The organism is Bifidobacterium breve DSM 20213 = JCM 1192 (assembly GCF_001025175.1).
Lineage (GTDB): Bacteria > Actinomycetota > Actinomycetes > Actinomycetales > Bifidobacteriaceae > Bifidobacterium > Bifidobacterium breve.
The window spans coordinates 1,966,832-1,988,735 of the sequence record NZ_AP012324.1 but is presented as its reverse complement, the minus strand read 5'-3'; the positions used below and the strand labels follow the sequence as shown (position 1 = coordinate 1,988,735).

Genomic DNA, 21,904 nt, shown 5'->3' with positions numbered 1-21,904 from the left:
CAAGACGCAAAAACGGCGGAATGGCGTTGACGTTATGCCATTGATACTCGTGGTGCATAGGATGATCAGCCCCTTGAAACGGAGATAGACCTTCGGGACGGTTCAAATCAGCCCCTCGAAATGGAATTAGACCTTCGGAACGGTTCGCATCCGCCTCTCGAAATGGAGATAGATATTTTCAGACCTCTAAATCAGCTTTCCAAAGAAGTTGCAGAATGTCATCTGCTTTCAAAGGGGTACCTAGACCGCGAGACCGCGAGTATCTTCGTTGGAATATCAACGCTCATACTTGCGATATCAGAGTTTCAATACCCCTTTGAAGGCAGATAGCTTTCTGCAAAGTCTCAAATGTACCTCTTTGAACGAAGATGGGCATGTGTCCAGTCGCTTGATCAGGCTGAGATGTCTCTCGCTAAAGAAAAACTCGCAATTTCACGTCGTGATTGGGCGTCACTGTCTCGGAGGGTATTGATTATCGCATGAGCTAACCCTTGGCGGCGGTGACATTGCCGCCATTGAATCTATGCGTAATCGATGACGTATAAGAAATCTCTCCGGTCAGAGGAACCGGAGAGATTTTTACGTTCTGAAAGATTATTGGGCTCGGCTATTGCGAGTATGAACTACTCTGCAACGAGCGCGAGGAAGGCGTCAGCCTCGGCAGCCAGACGCGCCTCGTCTTCATCGGACAGGGTGAGCTTGCCGGTGCCCCAAGCCTCGGGAGCCAGAGCCACTCCGACCTGCTTGTCGGTGGGCAGCAGTTCGGTCTTGCCAAAGCCCAGCACCTCGTTGAGCTTGGCGAGCGTGCCGGCGCCGGCGGACTGACCGGCGGCAGCGGACAGGGCGACCTTCTTGCCGACCATCACGGAAGCGGACTCGGCCGGGAACGGCTCCAGCGGGCGGGGACAGCCAGTCGAGCAGGTTCTTGAGCACGCCCGGGTAGCTGTAGTTGTATTCGGGGGAGAAGATCCACACGCCGTCGGCCTCAACCACGGCCTTGCGGGCGGAGGCTACGGCTGCCGGCGGGTTTGCATTGGTTGTTGGTAACGTTCTCATTGTGCAGTTGCCGCGCTGACAACCACTTCGCCTTAAGCGAAGAATCGGTGGCTGCGGGCGTGGAACACGCTCATTACTCAGTGAATCGTGGCCAACGTCGCATTTGGCCACTTGTTTGCGTGCAGCGGCATCGCCAACAGCACGTATTACGCCGGCATCGATTTGGGCATGTCATTGGGGCCGATTGTTGGCGGACTGCTGTACGGCAATGCGCCGATCCAATGGTTCTATCCGTTGTCCATGCTGACCATGCCCGCCGCATGGCTGCTGTATGCGGCTACGGCGAACTACGTTCATGGGCGGACTCGGTGATTGGCCGCAAAGCCCGAAAACCCGCGGGACACGCAGGGCAGGTGCATTTCTCCAACGGAGCGCGTATCTTTAACATCTGTTGCCTGTAAGGGTGACGAATGCGGACATAGCTTAGTTGGTAAAGCGCAACCTTGCCAAGGTTGAGACCGCGGGTTCGAGTCCCGTTGTCCGCTCTCGAAAGGCCAATTAATCGCGATTGATTCGGCTGGAGAATGACCCGGGCGGTTGGCGCAGTGGTAGCGCACTTCCCTGACACGGAAGGGGTCACAAGTTCGAATCTTGTATCGCCCACTTGATGGATTGCCGGCAGGTGACTGCCGGTTTTTTCATCACTGCCTCGGGCGATTGGCGCAGCGGCTAGCGCACTTCGTTCACACCGAAGGGGTCGTAGGTTCGATTCCTACATCGCCCACCTGAGATTCGCGCTCGCTAGCTATATACTGCGAGCGTTTTTGCTTCCCCTTGGGCATTCGGTCCCTCAACGTACGATTTCCCGGACTATTTTCGGCGATGTCTGGAAGAACGTACGCTGAGTTTTTTTGTTGTGCTCATTTGCCCATCTGGCCCATTTGCCGGACGCCTATGTCTGCATTAGTGGCGCTACCGGTGTTGCGCTCCCGCAATCGGAGTCATGTTGGCTCACGCAATTAGCGAGAGACGCGATTTTGTGTGAGGCCCCAATCGAAAGGGATATCGGCAATGAGTAATCTTGCCTCGTTCTGCGCGCGATACTCGCAACAAACCATGCAATTGCCGGGCGGCGCGGAATTCTCATATCGGTACTATCGCAATCCCGTCGCCCGCGCTACGGTTGTGCTGTTGCCAGGCGGCATCGGGCTGCCCGACCTGTTCTATCTGCATTTCGAGCGATTCGCCGAGCATTATTCGGTCATTACGTTTGATTATCAGGAGCAGTTCACCATGAACGCCAAGCTTGCGCGGGCCGTCGCTAGCCTGCTGGACGGGTTGGATGAGCATGTGTGGCTGGTTGGGCAGTCGCTGGGTGGCGTGATCGCGCAAATCGTGGCGAAGTTCCATCCCGAACGCATCGAGGGACTGGTGCTGTCCAATACGTGTTCGCTGGCTCGGGATATGGGTCAAGAGGCTCGCGACGAATTGATGGGCATGGTTGAGAATCAACGCACGTGGAAGCGGCGGCTTCAGCTGATACCAATGCCAGTTTTTCGGCGGCTGATGGCGTGGGCTGTGATGCGTAAGACGCGGGACTTGTCTGCCGAAGAGCGGCGATTGATGCAGGGTCTGTGCGATGCTCTGCAGCAGTTGCTGAACAAGCAGTACCAGCGGCACATGTGGGACTGTTCGATAGCCTGAAAAATTCTGCCGCAGACAATCTAGGCAATGTGCTTGGCGGGGATTTCAATCTCGGTTCGATTGGTGATTTGCCGGCGGTAATCGGTGAGCATTTCAATGCCGATCAGTTGGGTGAAATCAACAGGTCGTTGGCGACCATTTGAACGCCGACCGACTTGACGAGCTGCAGGCGCTGGCGGAGGAAAACATCTCCGCCGACCAGATCAGTCAGGTCGCTGGCGCAATTCAGGAGCAGGGTGCCAATCTGGACCTCGGATCCATTGCCGAACAAGCAGGACTGCCCGCTGGCATCATCGGCCAGATTTCCGGACTATTGGGCAAGTAGTCGCCTTAAGCTTTAACGCTGACGGTGTTGTCTCGGCTATTGCGTGTTTTGCGGTCGCTCAGCAAATCATATGGGTCGTAGGTAACCGATTGCGAGCGCTGCTGTACACAGATGTGTACGTGGGTCGAAGCGGATTCGTGGTGGCAGGTGAGACAAGCTGCCCTCGCATGGCTGGAAAAGCTTCGGTCTCGTGGAGCGCGATGTTAAAGCTGCTCAGGTCAACGGAATGGCGGAATTCCGCCGATGCAACTTGTGGTTGCGCTCGAATAACCGGCGATTGCAACCCAAAGATGGTGGCGGGTGACATGGACGGCATGCCATAGTGAGCCCATCGGCCGAACATGACATGATAAAGATTACGTATGAAGGGACATTCCAATGAGTTTTCGCGCTAACCTGCAGTACCTACGTGCGCAACGCAACCTGACCCAGGAACGATTGGCCATGTTGCTTGGCGTCTCGCGTCAGGCCATTTCGAAATGGGAATCCGAAAAGGCCTATCCCGAGATGGACAAGCTGCTTATGATCTGCGACCTGTTCGGCTGCACGCTTGATGATCTGGTACTTGGCGATGTGAGTCGGCCTGCCGCGTCGGCTTCTGCGGCCGGTTCGTCGAATGTTGACTCCTCGGCTGAGGCGGCATCGCCTTTAGCCGCTTCTTCCAAAACGGCGGGCATAATCGCTCCTATCGCGGAGCTTGCGCAGGATATCACTGGCTATGATGAACATCGCCGCCGATTCGCGCTGCTGATTGCCGGCGGTGTCGCGGCGATTATCGCCGGGGTTGGCATCGGCAACCTGTTCGATTCCAGCAATTCCATTCTCGGAGCGACGCCGCTCAACGATTTTCTGACGTTTCTGTGCGTCTGTGTGGGTGTGATTGCGGGGCTGGCGATGCTGATTCCAGGAGGTCTGTCGCGTACTGACTTCAAACGGCGTCACCCATACGTAGAAGATTTCTACACCGGGGAGGACCGCAGCCGAGAATTGCGGCTGCTGGTAATCGGCATCGTCGGTGGCATCTCGGCTATTCTGATTGGCATTGCGGTGACGGTGTATGCCGATGACATGCTCGGCGTCTCCGATGGCTGGCCCAACGCAATTTTTCTGCTGCTCTGTGCGCCCGGTGTTTTCGGGTTTGTCTACTGCGGCATGAGATACAGTCTGCTCAATATCAACGCATACAACAAAGCGGCCGAGGACGACCGCAAGGAGCATGCGGGCGAGCAGGATTTCTACGCCAAACTGACCGGCGCGGTATGCGGCATCATCATGATGATAGCCACGCTGATTGGCCTGTGCTTGCTGTTCCTGAGCCCAGCTGCTCTGCGCGGTGATTGGTCGACCGGCGTTACAAGCATGTTCTGGGTCGCATGGCCTATCGGCGGCGTGCTGTGCGGAATCGCGGCCACCGCCATCCAACTGTTCAAGGATTATCGCGAGCGCTGATTGCGCGTCGCAAATTAGTTAGTTTCGCGTCGGGTCTTTCTGCAGCAGCAGGAAGACCAGCGCCGCGACGAGCAGGACGGCGATGGAGAGCACGCCGAACGAGGCGTTGCCGGTCAGGGACGTGGTGGTGGCTACCAGGAAGGTGCCGATGATTGAGGCGGTCTTAGGGAAGAAACAATAGTGAGACCGGGGAACCCTCGAAATCATTGGGGAATCATGGTGGCGATGCATGCGATTAACACATGTTGTTAACACAGATGTGGAATGAGGAGGCGCGTGAGGCTCGTGGTCTGCGACGCATGAGTGTGACCGTGAGCTCCCCAGCTGATGAGCGCAAAGGCAGAGATTGGTTTCACGCGGGATTGTCCCGATGTCAAGGTCATGATGCAAAAGCGTTAAGCATCCTACGGATTATATTGAGAAAAGAAGTCATTAGTAATACAATTGGCTTTGGAAAGGATTCATTATGAGCACTACCACTGTTCGCATGGATGATGATCTCAAAGCTGAAGTGAACGCCATTCTTGATTCCATGGGATTGAATTTCAATACGTTCGTGAATATGGCCAGCGTGCAGTTGGTGTCGCAGCGTCGTATTCCGTTCGAGGTGAAGGCGCCTGAACCCGTGCTGCCTCGCGCGGGACATGTTGCCGCCAATGGAGTTACGTACCGTGGGGTCGACGAACGGGGATATCCGGTGGTCGAAGTGCCGAACGCCATGGTGTTGAATCCAAGCCGGGGCGCCGATGGTGTTGCCGTACTGCCCAAGGCGTGGCGCGATGGCGAATAATCATGATATTCCGGAATTGATGCCGGTTCCGGAGCAATTGCATGTCTTCGACGTGTATCGCATGCAGGTGCGGTTCGATGATGATCCGACGAAATCACGCAACCATTATGTGGCCGCCATCGTCATACAAGCCGACGACGACGGTGGAGTGGCTGTGAAACTGACCAGCAATCCAACCTGGCATAGGGCGGGCGATGTGCAACTGCCCGAGTATGAGCATGCCGGGCTTATCCATCTGACGACCGCTCGCTGCGCGCAGCTAGTGCGGTTCCTCCGGTCGGATCTACAGGGATTCACCGGTAGATTGAGTCGGAATGATGCCATACGTGTGGCCAATGCGGTCGGCGAGGTAAAGCCTGAAGAACAGGTGTGGCTGTAATGCTGTTCTGCCGTCTAACTGGTTCGGGGTGCTCACTGTGAACCAGTGCGCAATTGCGATGGTCGGATGTCTTTCTACAGTCTGCTTATATGTGAAGGTTTTGTGGTCGACGTTGCGTCATATGTTGCTTGTGACGTTGCGTAATGCGGCATATTGCTTGGTGAAAGGAGGTTAGGCCATGTCGATGGACGATGAAACGGACAGCCGATACACCACAGGGGACATCGCCAAACTCACTGGTGTGAGTGTGCGAACCGTGCAGTACTACGACGCCAAAGGTCTGTTGATTCCCAATGAGATCAGCGACGGCGGCCGAAGGCTGTATGGGGCTGCAGAGGTCGAGCGGATGCGGGTCATCCTTTTTCTCAAAGGACTCGGCTTCAAGCTGGAGCGGATTCGCTCGATTCTGTCGGACGAGCGGCCGGAACGGGTGCTGGTTGATTTGCTGGATCAGCAGACGGCATCCTTGCAGTCGGGTATCGCCGAGCAGAAGCAACGTCTTGATGACTGCTTGCAGCTGCGCAAAGCACTGACGGTCTCGGCGTCTGACTTCGTATCGTCAACATTAACCGACATGGCAACCGTTATGAACACCACAACCACTCATTCCCTGCGCACCACATATTTGGTCATGCTGGCAATCGCATTGCCCGCGACTTTGTTGCAAATTGCATGCCTCGTCATCGGTGTGATGACAGACGTATGGTGGCCGCTGCCGGTCGCCGTTCTGCTGGCGATTGCGCTCGCCGTTGCGGCGACGAAGTACTATCGCTCCCGCGTGCAGTACCTATGTCCGGCTTGCCATGAGACCTTCCAGCCGGGTATGCGAGAGTTCGTATTCGCCGCACACACGCCCAAGACACGCAAGCTTACCTGCCCGCATTGCGGTCACAGGGGGCACTGCATGGAACTCAGCATCTGAAAGTTTCTGATTATAGCGTTCGATTCACCAACGGTAGTTGTCGCAGAATTTGCAACAACTACCGCCCTGTCAAAATATGTGCGTTGTGCAGGGCTAAATTGTTTCAGGTCGCGGCTCGGGCGGTAGGATCTGCCGTTTTATTGCTGCTTCGGCGTTCCTGTTGCTGATTGATGGGTGACATTACGCTTGCGTTGGGTCCTTCTGCAGGAGGAGGAACACGAACGCCAACACCAGCAGGATGGCGATGGAAAGCACGCCGAGGGAGGCGTTGCCGGTGATCGACGTGGTGGTGGCCACGAGGAACGTGCCCAGGATGCTCGCGGTCTTGCCGAAGATATCGTAGAAGCCGTAGTACTCGTTGGCGTGATCCTTGGGAATGATCTTGCCGTAGTACGAGCGGGAGAGCGCTTGGATGCCGCCCTGGAACATGCCGACCAGAATCGCCAGAATCCAGAACTCCGCGGCCGACTTCAGAAAGAACGCGGCAAAGAACACGATGCACATGTATGCCACGACTGCGGCCGTGATCATCGTCTTGCTGCCGAACCGGCCGGACAGTCGGCCGTACAGAATCGCGCAGGGGAAGGCCACGAACTGCGTGACCAGCAGCGCCACCACCAGCTGGGTGGAGTCGATGCCAAGCTCGGCACCGTAGGAGGTACTCATCGAAATCACCGTGTTCACGGCGTCGATGTAGAAGAAGAACGCGATCATGAACATCCACAACGGCTTGTTCTTCACGATCTTGCCGAATGTGCCCGCCAGCTCGCTGAACGTGCCGCGCACGGCCGAGCCCAGCTGGTCACGGGTGGCGCGATAGTGCACTTGGCGGTAGCTGGTAAGCAGCGGGATGGTGAATGCCACCCACCAGATGGCGGTGATGATGAACGAGGCGCGCGTGCAAGCCACCGTGGACCAGCCGAAGAGCGACGGGCCGCCGAAGATCAGCGCGATGCAGAAGATGAACGGCACGGTGGAGCCGATGTAGCCCCAGCCGTAGCCGTGCGAGGAGACCTTGTCCATGCGCTCGTTCGAGGTGGTGTCGATAAGCATCGAATCATAGAACGTGAGCGAGCCGTTCAGGCCGATGGTCGCCAGAATGTAGACGATGAGGAACGGCAGCCAGGTCAGCGGTAGGGCCATCGCGCAGCAGGTAACCACTCCGGTGCCGAAGAAACCGAGGAAGAACTTGATTTTCATGCCTTGCACGTCGGCGATGGAACCGAGCAGCGGCATAAGCAGCGCGATGACCAGCGATGCGATGGTTTGCGCATAACCCCAGGCGGACACGATGTTGCCGTCCGCCGGCATGAGTGATTTGGCGTAGATGGGGATGACTGCAGTGGAGAGCAGCACGAATGCCGAGTTGCCGACATCGTAGACGATCCACTTCTTCTCGCGGGCGGTCAACTTGCCGTTTGGCGGCACGGTGGATTGGCTCTCGGCCCCGGTGGGCTCGTGGATATTCGTGGAATTGGTCATGTCACTCCTCGGCAGTATTCAACTCAATCTATCGTAGGAGTGCTCAAAGCGGTAGAGGGCCCATTCAGCTGAACGGTACGTGAATAATGCTGGGCAAGGCCCGTACGAAAAACTCCCCTCAGCCGCAGGTGACTGAGGGGAGCCAGAGAAACACTATTCTCCAATCAGTGCAATGGCCTCATCATAATCAGGGCACTGCGGCACACCGTTGACGCTGTGCTGAATGGCAATTGAAGCCGCTGCGTTCGCGATTTTGACCGATTCGGCCAAGCTATGGCCCTCCGCCAACATCGCACACATCACACCGGTATGGCAGCCGCCGGCCGATCGAGTATGAATGGCCTTGGTGGGGTAGCCTTCAATGTGTGTCGTCTCGCCGCCCGGCTCGCGTATCCAGGCGCCGCGAGCGCCGACGCGCACCACCAATGGCGCGCGCAACGTGGCGCCCAGACCATCGCACAACTGATGCATGAAATCGTCAAGACCGCCGCCGATGGTCACCTTGCTGTCGTCGATCGGAGCGCCCAAGCGCTCGGCCAACGTCATGGCTTCCTGACGGTTGCAGGACCAGACTGGGCGCGCAAGCACCAGATCTTCGAGCATGTGGTCATTGACCAGGCGCAGCGTATTGGTGGGGTTGATGACCAGCGTGTAATCGCGCTTGGCGGGATCGGTGCCGGCCTTCAGCAGGAATCCGTCCACGCCGGTGGCTGTGTGGTCCATCAGCGTGTTGCCGCTGATATGTACCACGTCCTTAGCCTGCGGCTCGAGTGTGCTGAACGTATCGGCGTCACCGTGCGCTTCGGCGCCATAGGAGGCGATGAAGGTCTTCTTCGGGGAACCGGAGGTCAGCACCACACGGAAGCCGGAATCCTCATCAAGTCGATCCTGACCGATATGCGTGATGCCGTTGTCTTGGAACGACTGACGAATGAAGTGCGCCCACAGGCCGTTGCCCAAAATGCCGGCATGCTCGGTCGGCACACCCATGCGGCTGGCCGCTTGCAGCACTCGGTAGCTGCCTCCGATGGTGGGCTTCGGATGGTCGGCCACAGCGAATCCGCCCTGTTCCGGTATCTCGTCCACATCCAGCATGATGTCTACCCACACTTGGCCCAACGAGATCACGCTTGGCTCATGAGTGCCGATGCCTCGCCTGAGATTCAACATGACAACCTCCTTCGTTGTGAGTTGCGGTCGTAGTCGTAGCAATGGCAATGCGTATGCCGCGAATACGGGGAACCCCCTTCGTTCCCGTGCCATCTCTTATACCGAAATTATATGGGAGTTTGCTGGATGGGGAATAGACAAGGTGGCGTGTTGTATTGGATAATATGACTGTTCTGCCGGCGATTCGCGGACGGCGTAGCGCGCGGGATGGCGGCGAATAGAGGCTTCATACGAGCCTGATACAGAGCTTGCCGCGATGATGAGTCGGGCTATGATACACGCAAGAGTTGCGGTTGTCGGTATTGAGCTATATATTTGTGAAGTTGTGTGTTCGGCCTGCCGGGTAAAACCAGCGACCGGATACGTGAAAGACTTGACACATCAAGGTTTAAGGGAGTCCATCATGGCAGCTCGTTGCGCAGTGTGCGGCAAGGGACCGCAGACCGGTTTCACCGTTTCCCATTCGCACCGTCGTACCAAGCGTAGCTTCCGCCCGAACCTGCAGTCCGTGCGCACCACGATCGACGGCGAGAACACTCGCCTGCGCGTGTGCGGCAAATGCCTCAAGGCCGGCAAGGTTCAGCGCGTGGCCGCGTGAATCGCGTACTAACGTACTAACGTCTGCAAAACCCGCTTGAGCTTCGGCTCGGCGGGTTTTTGTTGTAGGTGATGCCGTTCGAGGGCTTACGGATAGAATGGAGCGCTATGAGTATCACCATGGACACCGCACTCGCTTCGTTGGTTCCTAACAAGCGCCGCGTGTCCGCGCTCAAATCGCTGGGCGTCACCACTGTGGGTGAAGCGCTCACCTATTATCCTTTCCGCGTCACTGAGCCTGTGCCGCTGCGCACGATTCGCGAGGCTGTTCCCGGCCAGACTATGGCATTCGCTGCCACCATACGGGATATGCGCGTAATACCAATGAACGCTCGCCGGGGTTATCGTCTTGAGGCCACGGTCGATGATGCTGCCTTCGCCCGGTCGCGCAATATGGCTGGCGGTCTTGCCCGGCTCACATTCTTCTCCTATCGCAAATCGTACGTCGATTGGGTGAGCACGCGATTGCGTGCTGGCACGACCGTGGTGGTCTCCGGTATGCCCAGCGAATATATGGGGCAGCTGCAGTTCACCCATCCGGACTTGCTCACCGTTGCACCTGCTGCATCCGGCACAGTGGCAGTGACCGGGAGAGGAGATCCCCCAACCGCATCGACTGCACGGGCAGGTGGTGGCGCCCCATACGCTGGCGCTTCATCTCAGTCCGCTCCGACGCTCAAATACGATGCCGATACCGTGCCCGATGCCCTGACTCGCGTCTGCCGTCCCCGGCCGATCTACCACGCCAGCTCACGCATCTCGTCCGAACATATTCACGAGACGATTCTGGGACTGCTGTGGATGATGGGTGCGCGCACATCATCTGTGCCTGAAAGCCAAAGCATGCCCGCCGAGCTCGTCGCGCCCTCCATCGACAACATCGCGGTGCAGGACGGCGAGGAATCCGAGTCCAAGGTTGCCACACTCGCCCAGTCCATCCCGGATATTCTGCCTAAATCCATACGCGCGGCCAAGGGCCTGCTTCACAGGGCGGAGGCGTTCTTGGCCATTCATGACCCGGACTCCACCGTGCGATTCAAAGAGGCCATTGAGACGTTGCGCTACGAGGAGGCGTTCGTCTCTCAGGCCTCGCTACTGAAGGCCCGCCAACATGCTCATAAGTCGTCTGCTCATCCGTGCCTGTTGAACGGCGATAATGAAACCGGCGCAGCCAGCACGATGGACGTAACTAATTTGCGTGATCGGTTCATCGCATCCTTGCCATTTGAACTGACTGCTGGTCAGCATCAGGTAGTTGAAGATATTGCCGCTGACTTGGCTCGTGACTGGCCTATGCAACGCCTGTTGCAGGGTGAAGTCGGATCCGGCAAAACCGTGGTGGCGCTCGCCGCCATGCTGCAAGTGGTCGGCGCGGGGTATCAGGCGGTGCTTGTGGCTCCTACTCAGGTGCTCGCCGAACAGCATTTTGAGACTATTGGCAAGATGGTCGCTGACCTCAATGTTCCTGTCACGTTGCTAACGGGCGGCATGAAACTCGCAGCCCGGCGTAAGGCTCTTGCTGCTGCGGCCAGTGGCGAGCCGGGCATTATCGTGGCTACGCATGCGGCGTTCTCCAAGACGTTCCAAGCACCACATCTGGCTTTGGTGGTCATTGATGAGCAGCACCGATTCGGTGTGGAACAGCGCGAAAGTCTCAATGCCAAAACCGATGACGGCACCACGCCGCATCTGCTGGTGATGACCGCAACGCCTATTCCGCGCACCGCCGCCATGACTTGGTTCGGCGATCTTGATATTTCCTGGCTCACTGAGCTGCCTGGTGGCCGCAAACCGATTCGCACGGTGGTGGTTAACGAAGCTGACGCGGGCACGATGGGGCGTATGTTCGCGCATATCCGTGCGCGTGTAGATGCAGGGGAGCGGGCCTATATCATCTGCCCGCGCATCGATACGGATGATGAAGATGACGGCGGCGTGTCGGCAGCGGATTCCGCGCGGCGTTCGCGAGGGCTTTCAGCGGGTTCAAGCGGGCGATCCAGTCGGGCGGCTTCTTCGCGGACATCCCGCGCATCGGCCGATGACATTGGCATTGATGATCCGTATGAGACTTTCGACGACAATGGTGAGACGGTAGTCCGCCCGCCGTTGCACTCGGTAGCCGAAATCGCAGATCGATTGCAGAAGCTCCCGCAGTTTGCCGGCATCCGTTTCGCCACATTGACCGGTCGAGACAAGGATGATGTCAAAACCCAAGTCATGGCTGACTTCGCCAGCGGCGAGACTCCGATTCTGGTCTCGACCACGGTGATTGAAGTTGGCGTGGACGTCAAGCAGGCCAGCTGCATAGTCATTTTCGATGCTGACCGGTATGGCCTGTCCCAGTTGCACCAACTGCGTGGTCGTGTGGGGCGCGGTGGCACCAATTCGTGGGCATTCCTCATCTCCCGTGCCGAGCCGGGCTCGCCCGCCGAGCAGCGCCTTGAGGTCATCCACAATTCGCTTGATGGGGTCGAAATCGCACAGGCCGACTTGGAATTCCGCGGTGCCGGCGACGTGTTGGGAGATGCCCAATCCGGTGGCAAGTCCAGTCTGAAGCTGTTGCGCGTGGTCAAGGACGCCGACATGATCGCCGACGCTCGTACCCGTGCTGAGCAGCTGCTCGAAGCCGACCCCGAACTGGCCGGCGAAGTCCAGCTTGCCGGAGCGGTCCTCGACTTTACCCGAGGCAACGAGACGTTTTTGACTTCCAGCTGAGGCCTTCTCGGTTTCGAGGGGCAGATACACCGGTTGCCCGGAAGTCTATCTCCGTTTCAAGGGGCTGGTGGCTGAGTAGACATGGACACAAAACGGCGGAATGACGTTATCGTTAGACCGTTTATACTCGATGTTTCGTGCTTGAGGAGCCCCTTGAAACGGAGATAGACCTCCTGAAATGCCCCAATCAGCCCCTCGAAGGCCAGATTGACGATTGTTGTGCCTTGATTGCCTCAATTATGAGAGATCCGCGGGGAAGCCGGCCGTCAGTCAGAATATTGCAAAGGCCGTATTAACGAGTTCGATGGTTCCGAGCAGCCGCTAGGCTGGTAGACATGCGCGTTATTTCTGGACGATTCAAGGGTGCGGCACTCGCCACCCCGAAAACCGGCACCCGGCCCACCACGGATCGCACCAAAGAGGCGATTTTCTCCCATCTTGATTCATGGGGTGTGCTGGGCGACGCCCGTGTGCTGGATTTGTTCGCCGGTACGGGCGCACTGGGCATCGAGGCATTGAGCCGCGGCGCACGTGAACTGGTGGCCGTGGAAAGTTCCCGACCTGCGGCGGCGCTTATCGCCAAGACGTTCGCGCAACTGCAGAAAAACCGTTCTTGGGACGCCTCGCTGAAAGCCCGTGTGCTCACTAAAAAGGCCGAGCAGGTGACTGGCGGTTTTGGCGAGCCGTTCGATGTGATTTTTATCGACCCGCCCTACGCTTACGGAACCGACGAATGCAACCAGCTTCTGGCCGACTTGGCGGCGGGCAGCGCCACTAACACCAACACGGTGATTATGCTCGAACGTTCGGTGCGATCGGAGGATCCGCAGGCCCCTGAGGGTTGGAAAATCACCGAAAGTCGCAACTACGGCGAAACCGCTGTGTTCTATATTGAGGCGATTGAGCCGGAGGCGTAGCCTACTCCAACTTGCGCGGGTGGGCGGCGGAGACCTCCCAACCCAAAGCCATCAGGGTCTTGCGGTCGGCCTTATCCAACGCCTTGCAATCCAGCGCCGCAATCAAATCCGGGCGAATCTCGGCGGTGCGGGCCAGCGCCTCATCGCGGCGGTAGCGATTCACCTTGCCATGATCTCCGGAAAGCAGCACATTCGGTACGGCGATATCGCGCCATACGGCCGGCTTGGTGTACTGATGGTGTTCCAACAGCGCACCCTCGCCGGTGTAGGACTCTTCGACAATGGAATCCGGGTTGCCCATGAAGCCCGGCATAAGGCGGGTAATGGCCTCCAGCATCACCGAAACCGCTACTTCGCCGCCGTTGAGCACATAATCGCCAATGGAATACTCGCGCACATCGATGCCCTGCGAACGGTAGTAGTCGGGAATGCGCGCATCGTACCCCTCGTACCGGCCGCAGCCGAACAGCAGATGCTTGGCATGACTGAGTTCCGTGGCGTCGCGCTGAGTGAACAGCGGGGCCGACGGGTTCGGGAAGATGAGCACTGGTGCGCTTAGCTGGGCGGACATGTCACTTTCGGCAGGAGAGCCGTCAGAAGAAACGGGAACGTTGACGGATGCCGATTGCGTGTTGGCAGCGGAGACCGGATCGTCGGATTGGTTCGTATCGGCGTCAGAGTCAGCTGCAATACCTGGAGCTGGGACCGAGTCAGACTGCTGCGAAAGTCCCAGCAGCTCATCCAGACATTCGCCCCACACTTCGGGCTTCATCACCATGCCGGCGCCGCCGCCCACCGGCGTATCGTCCACCGAATGATGCACGTCGTGGGTCCAGTCGCGCAGATTGTGCGCCTTGATCTCCAACAGCCCCTTGGCCTGGGCCTTGCCCATCAGGCTCAGGTTCATCACCTCAAAATACTCGGGAAACACGCTCACGATATCGATTTTCATGTTCCCCAGCCTAACGGTAGCCCCGCCCGCATTACACGGCCACCACTACACTATTGCGGTGATGAATACGACGATGAGAATCCCCACACGCAAGAAGCCCGAAGTGCTGTCTCCGGCCGGCAACTTGCGCGGCCTGAAAACTGCGGTCGATTATGGTGCCGACGCCGTCTACTGCGGCGGCAAAGCGTTCGGCATGCGCTCGGCCCCCAAAAACCTGAGTCTTGAGGACTTCGAGGAGGGCTCGCGCTACGCCCATGAGCGCGGCGCCCGCGTGTATGTGACGTGCAATGTGCTGCCACGTAACAACGAGATCGAAGCCATGCGCGGATACATCGGCCAGCTCAAAGACACCGGCGTGGATGCGCTCATCGTCTCCGATATCGGCGTAATGATGATGGCCCGCCAAGTGGCTCCGAACCTCGAACTGCATGTTTCCACCCAAGCGGGTGTGACCAACTACCAGGCCGCCAACGCGTTCTATGAGCTCGGTGCTCGCCGTGTGGTGCTGGCCCGCGAGATGGACTTGCAGGCTGTGCGCGATATCCGCGCCAACATTCCCGATGACCTTGACATTGAATGCTTCGTGCACGGCGCCATGTGCATGGCGTTCTCCGGTCGGTGCCTGTTCTCCAACTACCTGACCGGCCGTGACGGCAACCACGGCGAATGCGCCCAGCCCTGCCGCTGGAAGTACTCGATTGTGGAGGAGAAACGCCCCGGACAGTACTTCCCGATCGAGCAGACAGAAAACGGCGCCTACCTGTTCAACTCACAGGACATGAACATGTTGGGCCACCTCGACGATCTGATCGATTCCGGCGCCACCAGCCTCAAAATCGAAGGCCGTGCGAAAAGCGCCTACTACATCGCCGCGATGACCAACGCCTACAAGACCGCCGTCAACGAATACATGATTCAGCGCGGTTTTGAAGATGCTGACGGCAATATCTTGCTGCCGTTCCACGACCGCGTGATCCGCCCGTCCGACCCTGATTACGGCCAGGGAACCGAAGATCAGGTAATGCGCAATGCCGACGCCGCATTCGCCGGTGTGGCCGATGAGGGATACAACACGACCGATGCGCCGGAGCCCGACGGCATGAGTTCGCATGCCCGTTCCACGCGGCGCAAATCCAACACCGCAATCGAACAGATTGAGACCGACTGGAAGCATGCCGCCGTCCGCCCGGCCCCGCACGTCGAACTGCCCGAATGGCTGCTCGAAGAAACCGACAAAGTGGCGCACCGCGACTACTCCACCGGCTTCTACTACCCCGAGCACAAAGTCACGCAGAACACTGACCGCTCCGCCTATTTCCGTTCCTGGCTGGTAGTCGGAGAAGTGCTCAGCTGGAGTGCAGACGAAGGCGGCCGCGTCACACTGATGAGCCGCAACAAAATCGAACCCGGCCAGCAAGTCGAATTCCTCCTGCCCGGTGAGCGTCCGCTGGCATACATTGTGCCGGAAGACGGTCTGCGTGATGCAGACGGCACACCGGTGCCCGCCATCAATAATCCGGCGCATGTGTTTTCGATGCCTTGCCCGCATCAGGTGCCCATCAACGCCGCCATCCGTTCGCGTACCAAGAAGCCCACCCTCAAAGCCGAATAAAGGAACGAACATGCCTGAATATAGTGACGAAATTCTCGACTCCAACCAGATCAGCTCCACTGATAAGGAGGGTCGCCCGATTCCGGTGACTATTCCGATTGCGCTAGCTCCCGGTATCACGGTGGTTTACACCACGCGGCTGGGAGGGCTGAGCGCCGGTGATTACGGCAATCTGAACCTCGGTGGCAAATCCGGCGACAATCCACAGGCCGTGATGTCGAACCGCATTGCCTTGTCTGAAGCAGTGCATGCACGCCTGTCGCTGGTCTCGCAGGTGCATTCCGGCGTGGCTGTGGATGTGGATGATTCCTTCGTTGTCAACACCCCATTTGGTTTCGATGTATCCGGCACCCACCGGAGTGTGGAGGAATATCAGACGGGTCGTGGCATGGAGACCGATGCCGATGGTCGTAAGCACGAGCCGACCGAACCCACTGGGTCAGCTGAGAATGTGTCGCAGGTCATCGAGGCAGACGGGCAAGTCACCTCACAATCCGGCATCGCCCTGGGTATGTTCGCGGCTGACTGCCTGCCGGTGCTCCTCGCTGACCCGGTCACCGGCGTCATCGGCGCGGCTCATTGCGGACGGCGTGGCCTTGAACGCGGCATCATCGAATCCACCGTGGAACTGATGAAGCTCAAGGGGGCCGATCCGACGAACATCATTGCTACACTCGGCCCGCGTATCTGCGGTGATTGCTACGAGGTGGGCGATGAGGTCGCCGACCAGTTCGTCAAGCGTTTCCCGTTGACCAAAACGCAGACACGCTTCGGCGGTGCCGGCATTGATATCGCCGAAGCCGCAATGATTGACCTCGCCTTTGCCGGTGTCCATCAGGTGGTTGATTCCATGCCGCGCGTCCATGCTGCGACCGAATACCTCGAGGCGGATCCTGAACTTGCTGAACTGTGCCGCACCGACGGTGAGGGGCCGGCCGAGCTTGCGGAGCGCATCGGCAACATCAACCACAGTATGTGCACGCTCGAGAATCCGCTATGGTACTCCCACCGCCGTGCCTCGCTTGCCAACAAAGCCCATGAAGGCCGCTTGCTGGCTCTCATCGTGCGGCAATAGCGGGCACATTCCGTGGAGAAAGCTGTGAGGCAGGTCACGAACGGCCGGACCTCCCCTTACGGTGGTGGCTATGACTGAGAGAGACTCCGATATTCCTGAAACCGCAGCCGCCCGACCCGCACAGACCGCGCCGGTGGTGGCCGTGGTGCTGGCGGCCGGCTTCGGTACCCGCTTTGACCCCGACAACCCCAAGCAGCTTGTCTCTGTGGGCGGCAAGCCCATCGTGTGCTGGAGCATCGAGGCGTTCGAGCATTGCGGGCGTGTCAGTGACATCGTGGTGGTGGTCAATCCCAAGGTACGTTCGGCGGTCGAATCACTGATTGACGATATGGGATACACCAAAGTGCGCGTGATTATCGACGGTGGCGCCGAACGTGTGGACAGCACCGCCGCCGCGCTTGACACGTTGGCGGCCGCCGGTATTCCCGATGATGCCAAGATCCTGATTCATGATGCCGTCCGACCGTTTGTGGAGCAGTCCTCCATCGAGGGGTCGATTGACGCGCTCGACCAGTTCACCGCCGCAACAGTGGCATATGCTTCCACTGATACAGTGCTGCTGACCGAGGATCTCGGCGATGTGAAAGTGGTCAAATCGGTGCCGGACCGCCCGAACACGTTCCGTGCGCAGACACCGCAGTCGTTCCGATTCGCCACGATTCGCCGTGCATACGAACTGGCCGCATCCGACCCGGATTTCCACCCCACCGATGACACTCGGGTAGTGGTCGACTATCTGCCTGACGAGCCGGTTGCCATCGTGTCCGGCAGCGAGACGAATCTCAAAATCACCACGCTGGAAGATGTGCCCACCGCCGAACATATCGCCGAGGAAATTCAGGGACGCGATCCCAAGGAAGAGGCGCGCGCCCGCATGCATGCGCTCCTCGCCCAAGCCGCAGGTCAGATGCGCTGACCTCCCCAAACCCGTGAAGAGATATTAGACTTACCAATATGCGTGAACTCAATGTTGTGATTTCCGGATTCGACCACTATGACGGTGTGGACGTTAATCCGGCTATCGAGGTGCCCAAGGCCATTGCCGAGCAGGGTTTGGGGCCTGCCTCCAGTCCGGACGACCCGTTGGATCAGGTTGAGGTGACCATTCATGTGGTCAGCATTCCGGTGAGTTTCGCCAAAGCCTGGCCCACACTCAAAGAGACCATCGAGGCCACGAGGCCTGACATTGTCATCGCCACTGGGCTCAAGCATTCGGCCCGTGGTGTGATGCTGGAACGCTGCGCCACCAATTTGATGGATACGGCCAAACCTGACGCCGACAATGTGACTCCGCGTCGCGAGCCCATCGATCCCGACGGCCCGGCCGCTTACTGGACGCGTCTGCCATTGCGCTCGATTTTGAATGACTTTGCCGACGATTCGATTCCGGCCACCTTAAGCTCTGATGCCGGCACATTCGTATGCAACTCGCTGTTCTACAATTTGCTCAATTGGACCGCCACTCAGGAACGTGTGCTGGGAGGATTCGTGAGCTTCCCATTGGTAGGGCCGGCGCATTCCAGCCAGAACGGATTGCCGCTGGAACAGCAGATTGCCGCTGGGCGAGACGTGGTGCGCGAGGCTGTGCGCTACTATCTCAAGCCCTCCAGCTCCGATATCCTCATTGCCTGAGTCTCACCCCGACGCACCAAAACCGAACACGTTTCGCACGCATTGTAACGATGTTCGCCGTCCCCAGCTTCGGCATGCTTCCATGCGCTACAGTGCTTGAGGACGAGCCAAGTTGCGTATGTGAAAGGACGGACAGACATGGTGGACCGTTTCCCGGTGGTGCTGCGAGGATACGATAAAGAGAAGGTGGACGCGGCATTCGAGGTTGCCCAAGATAGCGTGAACGAGGCCCATCGCACGCTGGCCAACATGCGAGAGCAGATTGCCGCGGATGATGATCGCATTCTGCAATTGCAGGCCCAATTGCAGGAGGAGCGCAATAAGAAGTCGCAGGGCAACACGTTCGCGTCGCTCGGCGCCAACGCTCAGCAGATGCTTGCTTCCGCCGAGCAGACCAGTTCCGAGCTGCTCGAACGCGCCAAGCAGGACGCCTCCTCCACGCGCATGACCGCGCAAGCTCAAGCCGAGACGTTGATTAACAACGCTAAGTTGGACGCGCAGCACATTGTGGATGATGCCAATGCCAAGGCTGCTTCCATCCTGCAGGATGCCAACAATCAGGCTGAATCAATCACCACTGCCGCCAACGAGGATGCCGCCCAGCTGCGCGCTGAGACCGCCAAGAACGTCACCGAGCAGCGTCAGACCGTTGAACTTGAGCTCAGCAACACCCGTGAGGAACACGATAAGAAGCTTGCCTCCGAACGCTCTACGCAAGAGCGCGAAATCGCCGAGATGAGGGCCGAAGCGGCCAGGCAGACCGCCGAGCTGCGCAAGAACGCCAACGAGGAAATCGCCAAGCTCAAGTCCGATTCCAATGACCAGATCGAAGCGGCGCTCGCCGATGCCAACAAGAAGCTGGCCGATGTACGCGAGCAGGTGTCCAAGATGATGACCGAGGCCCAGCGCAAGGCCGGCGAGATCACCGATACTGCCAAGGCCAAGGCTCAGGAGATCACCGACGAGGCCGAGGTCAACCGCACCAACACGATGAGCCAGGTCACTGCCGAGGTCGAACAGATTCGTGCCGACATTGCCGCTCAGCAGGATGAGGCCACCAAGAAAGTCAACGAGTTGCTCGCCAACCTCGAGGAGCGCCGTACTGCCGCCAAGCAGGAGGCCGATGAACTGGTTGGCCAGGCGAAGAACACCCGTGAAGAGGCCGACTCCTATGCGGCCGATAAGCGTAAGGAGGCCGACGAACAGGCGGCTGAGATCGTGCGCAAGGCAGGTGAGGACGCCGACAATCAGATTCAGGAGCGTCGTAACGCGGCTCAAAGCGAGCTTGACGGGCTGGCCAAGCGCATTGCCGAATTGCAGTCGCGTGAGGCCACTATTACCCAGCGCGTTTCCGAACTGCGTGCGATGTTCGCCCAGGCATTCTCCGGCTTCGGTCTCAGCGCCGATAATTCTGGCGATGCCGCTGCCTCGCTGCCGGTGGTCAACCCGGTTCCGGAACAGCAGCAGGAATCGGATGACGAACAGGCGCAGCCTGATGGCGCCGAAACCGATGGACAAAGCGCCGAACAGGGCGACGAGGCCGGCCAGTCGGAACCGTCTGAGCCCGAGACTGAATGACAAGCCATCGATTAGACTACTAACGGCAAGATATACGGCACCTGTGCTCTGCGCCAGGTGCCGTAATCGTTGTGAACATTGCGCCACAAGCGTACCGAACCCAAAGAAGGAATAGACATGAGTGAATTGACGCCTTTGACTGGCGAAGCGCTGAACACTCTGCGCAGCGAATTTGACGCCGACGGCACCAGCCGCCTGGCCATGAACGCGGTGACCGCCGCTGGAATCGACAAGGTGGCCCGCAACTATGATCGCGCCCGTCTGCTGCAGCGTCGCTTCTCCACCACTGTGGATAACGGCGAGGCCACCCATCAGGATCGTTCCGGCCGCTGCTGGTTGTTCAGTTCCCTGAACGTGGCCCGCTTCATCGCCAAGAAGAACATGAACTTGAAGGAGTTCGAGTTCTCCCAGAACTACGCGATGTACTACGACAAGCTGGAGCGCGTCAACTACTTCCTCAAGGATGTGGCAGCTCTGGTGGAGGCCGGCGATCCTGCTGACTCCCGCCTGATCCAGCACCTGCTCGCCGACGTGATGGGCGACGGCGGCCAGTGGACCATGGCCATGAACGTGTACAAGAAGTACGGTGCCGTGCCCAAGGATCTGTTCCCGGAGACCGAATCCTCCAAGAACACCGGCGAGATGAACACCCAGCTTCGTCACCTGCTGCACACCGCCGTGGCGCACATGTACGCTGCCGAAGGCGACACCGCCAAGGTCGAGCAGATCATTGCCGAGACCACTGCTGCTGGCCACCGTATCCTGACCATCCACCTGGGCGAGCCGCCGGTCTCCTTCGACTGGGAGTGGACTGACGCGGACGGCGAATTCCACCGCGACGGCGAGATTACGCCGGTCGAGTTCTGGAAGAAGTACGTGGGGCCTGCCGGTCTTGAGGACTACGTGTGCCTGGTGGATGACCCGCGCGCCGAGCACGCCAAGGGCAAGAAGATCGGTATTGAGCACCTCGGCAACGTGGCCGGCGGCGACGCCACCGAGTACCTCAACGTGCCGAACCAGTTCATGAAGGACTGCGTCAAGCAGATTCTGGTCGAGCAGGGCATTCCGGTGTGGTTCGGTGCCGACTGCCACCCGTTCATGGATCGTGAATCCGGCGCTTGGGCCACCGATCTGTTCGAGTACGGCAAGGTATACGACGTAGACTTCGACCTCGATAAGGAAGCCCGCGTACGCTTCGGCGATTCCGCCATGAACCACGCCATGGCATTCGCCGGCGTGGACGTTGCCGACGATGGCACCACCCGCCGCTGGCGCGTGGAGAACTCCTGGGGCGCCAAGATCGCCGACAAGGGCTACTTCACCATGTCCGACGACTGGTTCACTGAGTACGTCTACGAGGTCGCCGTCCCGAAGAGCATGCTCCCAGCCGAATACCAGAAGGCTTTAGAAGAGCCCGCCACCATGCTTCCGGCTTGGGATCCGATGGGCGCATTGGCCAAGTAGCACGCGAAGCGGGCGGCGGCCAATGTGAGAAGCCGGAAATAGAAAACTGTCCAGTGGACTGTTTTCCCGGCTTCTCGGCCAGCAGGACGGAGCTGAAAGGCGAGTCCGTAATTGTGGGGCTCGGAGAGCGCGAGCATAAACAAAC

General features: G+C 58.6%; 22 protein-coding genes, 3 tRNA genes and 1 pseudogene. 20 read left to right on the top strand and 6 right to left on the bottom strand.

Going from position 1 to position 21,904, the window contains the following annotated elements; genetic code table 11:
• Positions 1 to 623: 623 nt before the first annotated feature.
• Positions 624 to 863 (bottom strand): hypothetical protein, encoded by a 240-nt coding sequence (locus BBBR_RS11160; RefSeq protein WP_003829798.1) that lies wholly within the window; start codon positions 861 to 863, stop codon positions 624 to 626.
• Positions 864 to 960: 97 nt separating this feature from the next.
• Positions 961 to 1,056 (bottom strand): annotated as a pseudogene (locus BBBR_RS11155) (NADPH-dependent FMN reductase); the annotation flags it as partial.
• Between the two features lie 87 nt (positions 1,057 to 1,143).
• On the opposite strand from BBBR_RS11155, the gene BBBR_RS08775 reads away from it, so the two are divergent.
• The 8 genes from BBBR_RS08775 (at position 1,144) to BBBR_RS08740 (ending at position 4,474) form a co-directional block, all read left to right on the top strand.
• Complete coding sequence (locus BBBR_RS08775; protein WP_003829799.1) at positions 1,144 to 1,368, top strand: hypothetical protein; 225 nt, start codon at positions 1,144 to 1,146, stop codon at positions 1,366 to 1,368.
• Between the two features lie 100 nt (positions 1,369 to 1,468).
• A tRNA-Gly gene (locus BBBR_RS08770) sits at positions 1,469 to 1,541 on the top strand.
• 46 nt (positions 1,542 to 1,587) lie between these two features.
• A tRNA-Val gene (locus BBBR_RS08765) sits at positions 1,588 to 1,659 on the top strand.
• 48 nt (positions 1,660 to 1,707) lie between these two features.
• Positions 1,708 to 1,780, top strand: a tRNA-Val gene (locus BBBR_RS08760).
• A 287-nt stretch (positions 1,781 to 2,067) separates the two neighbouring features.
• Entirely contained in the window at positions 2,068 to 2,700 is a 633-nt protein-coding gene (locus BBBR_RS09945; RefSeq protein WP_003829800.1) for an alpha/beta fold hydrolase, read from the top strand.
• Positions 2,679 to 2,843 carry a hypothetical protein gene (locus BBBR_RS08750; protein ID WP_003829801.1) on the top strand — a complete coding sequence of 55 codons (165 nt, stop codon included), beginning with the start codon at positions 2,679 to 2,681 and terminating at the stop codon, positions 2,841 to 2,843. Before BBBR_RS09945 ends, BBBR_RS08750 begins: the two co-directional genes overlap by 22 nt.
• Positions 2,840 to 3,025 (top strand): hypothetical protein, encoded by a 186-nt coding sequence (locus BBBR_RS08745; RefSeq protein WP_003829802.1) that lies wholly within the window; start codon positions 2,840 to 2,842, stop codon positions 3,023 to 3,025. The genes BBBR_RS08750 and BBBR_RS08745 overlap by 4 nt, the downstream gene beginning before the upstream one ends.
• A gap of 378 nt (positions 3,026 to 3,403) precedes the next feature.
• Positions 3,404 to 4,474 (top strand): helix-turn-helix transcriptional regulator, encoded by a 1,071-nt coding sequence (locus tag BBBR_RS08740; RefSeq protein WP_003829804.1) that lies wholly within the window; start codon positions 3,404 to 3,406, stop codon positions 4,472 to 4,474.
• 18 nt (positions 4,475 to 4,492) lie between these two features.
• Here BBBR_RS08740 and BBBR_RS08735 read toward each other — a convergent pair whose 3' ends face one another.
• Positions 4,493 to 4,681, bottom strand: coding sequence for a hypothetical protein (locus BBBR_RS08735; RefSeq protein WP_003829805.1), 189 nt, complete (start codon positions 4,679 to 4,681; stop codon positions 4,493 to 4,495).
• A 259-nt stretch (positions 4,682 to 4,940) separates the two neighbouring features.
• Between BBBR_RS08735 and BBBR_RS08730 the strand changes: the two genes are divergently transcribed.
• The 3 genes from BBBR_RS08730 to BBBR_RS08720 all read left to right on the top strand — a co-directional run bounded on the left by BBBR_RS08730 (position 4,941) and on the right by BBBR_RS08720 (position 6,565).
• Positions 4,941 to 5,264, top strand: coding sequence for a type II toxin-antitoxin system RelB/DinJ family antitoxin (locus BBBR_RS08730; RefSeq protein WP_032738294.1), 324 nt, complete (start codon positions 4,941 to 4,943; stop codon positions 5,262 to 5,264).
• On the top strand, positions 5,254 to 5,643 hold the full coding sequence (locus BBBR_RS10970; RefSeq protein WP_003829807.1) for a hypothetical protein: 390 nt from the start codon (positions 5,254 to 5,256) through the stop codon (positions 5,641 to 5,643). The genes BBBR_RS08730 and BBBR_RS10970 overlap by 11 nt, the downstream gene beginning before the upstream one ends.
• Before the next feature lie 178 nt (positions 5,644 to 5,821).
• Positions 5,822 to 6,565 carry a MerR family transcriptional regulator gene (locus tag BBBR_RS08720; protein ID WP_003829808.1) on the top strand — a complete coding sequence of 248 codons (744 nt, stop codon included), beginning with the start codon at positions 5,822 to 5,824 and terminating at the stop codon, positions 6,563 to 6,565.
• A gap of 180 nt (positions 6,566 to 6,745) precedes the next feature.
• Here the strand turns inward: BBBR_RS08720 and BBBR_RS08715 are convergent, their stop codons facing one another.
• Both BBBR_RS08715 and BBBR_RS08710 read right to left on the bottom strand, forming a co-directional pair.
• The gene (locus BBBR_RS08715) at positions 6,746 to 8,047 is read right to left on the bottom strand and encodes an MFS transporter (protein WP_003829809.1); all 1,302 of its coding nucleotides are present in this window, start codon (positions 8,045 to 8,047) and stop codon (positions 6,746 to 6,748) included.
• Positions 8,048 to 8,200: 153 nt separating this feature from the next.
• Positions 8,201 to 9,217: a carbohydrate kinase family protein gene (locus BBBR_RS08710; RefSeq protein WP_015439235.1), complete on the bottom strand. Its 1,017-nt coding sequence runs from the start codon at positions 9,215 to 9,217 to the stop codon at positions 8,201 to 8,203.
• Positions 9,218 to 9,620: 403 nt separating this feature from the next.
• Here BBBR_RS08710 and rpmB point away from each other — a divergent pair, with 403 nt between their 5' ends.
• From rpmB to rsmD, 3 genes are all read left to right on the top strand, one after another.
• Positions 9,621 to 9,815, top strand: coding sequence for a 50S ribosomal protein L28 (gene rpmB, locus BBBR_RS08705; protein WP_003829811.1), 195 nt, complete (start codon positions 9,621 to 9,623; stop codon positions 9,813 to 9,815).
• A 107-nt stretch (positions 9,816 to 9,922) separates the two neighbouring features.
• A complete protein-coding gene (locus tag BBBR_RS08700; RefSeq protein WP_032738295.1) occupies positions 9,923 to 12,529 on the top strand; it encodes an ATP-dependent DNA helicase RecG in 2,607 nt (868 codons plus the stop codon).
• A 335-nt stretch (positions 12,530 to 12,864) separates the two neighbouring features.
• The gene (gene rsmD / locus BBBR_RS08695) at positions 12,865 to 13,446 is read left to right on the top strand and encodes a 16S rRNA (guanine(966)-N(2))-methyltransferase RsmD (protein ID WP_003829813.1); all 582 of its coding nucleotides are present in this window, start codon (positions 12,865 to 12,867) and stop codon (positions 13,444 to 13,446) included.
• Position 13,447: 1 nt separating this feature from the next.
• Here rsmD and trmD read toward each other — a convergent pair whose 3' ends face one another.
• The gene (trmD, locus tag BBBR_RS08690; protein ID WP_404801535.1) at positions 13,448 to 14,338 is read right to left on the bottom strand and encodes a tRNA (guanosine(37)-N1)-methyltransferase TrmD; all 891 of its coding nucleotides are present in this window, start codon (positions 14,336 to 14,338) and stop codon (positions 13,448 to 13,450) included.
• A 133-nt stretch (positions 14,339 to 14,471) separates the two neighbouring features.
• On the opposite strand from trmD, the gene BBBR_RS08685 reads away from it, so the two are divergent.
• The 6 genes from BBBR_RS08685 (at position 14,472) to BBBR_RS08660 (ending at position 21,759) form a co-directional block, all read left to right on the top strand.
• A complete protein-coding gene (locus BBBR_RS08685) occupies positions 14,472 to 16,010 on the top strand; it encodes a peptidase U32 family protein (RefSeq protein ID WP_025263267.1) in 1,539 nt (512 codons plus the stop codon).
• A gap of 10 nt (positions 16,011 to 16,020) precedes the next feature.
• The gene (locus BBBR_RS08680) at positions 16,021 to 17,085 is read left to right on the top strand and encodes a polyphenol oxidase family protein (RefSeq protein WP_003829816.1); all 1,065 of its coding nucleotides are present in this window, start codon (positions 16,021 to 16,023) and stop codon (positions 17,083 to 17,085) included.
• A gap of 70 nt (positions 17,086 to 17,155) precedes the next feature.
• Positions 17,156 to 18,001 carry an IspD/TarI family cytidylyltransferase gene (locus BBBR_RS08675; RefSeq protein WP_003829817.1) on the top strand — a complete coding sequence of 282 codons (846 nt, stop codon included), beginning with the start codon at positions 17,156 to 17,158 and terminating at the stop codon, positions 17,999 to 18,001.
• 38 nt (positions 18,002 to 18,039) lie between these two features.
• On the top strand, positions 18,040 to 18,717 hold the full coding sequence (locus BBBR_RS08670) for a pyroglutamyl-peptidase I (RefSeq protein ID WP_003829818.1): 678 nt from the start codon (positions 18,040 to 18,042) through the stop codon (positions 18,715 to 18,717).
• 138 nt (positions 18,718 to 18,855) lie between these two features.
• Entirely contained in the window at positions 18,856 to 20,295 is a 1,440-nt protein-coding gene (locus tag BBBR_RS08665; RefSeq protein WP_003829819.1) for a hypothetical protein, read from the top strand.
• Positions 20,296 to 20,412: 117 nt separating this feature from the next.
• The gene (locus BBBR_RS08660; protein WP_003829820.1) at positions 20,413 to 21,759 is read left to right on the top strand and encodes a C1 family peptidase; all 1,347 of its coding nucleotides are present in this window, start codon (positions 20,413 to 20,415) and stop codon (positions 21,757 to 21,759) included.
• Positions 21,760 to 21,904: the final 145 nt, after the last annotated feature.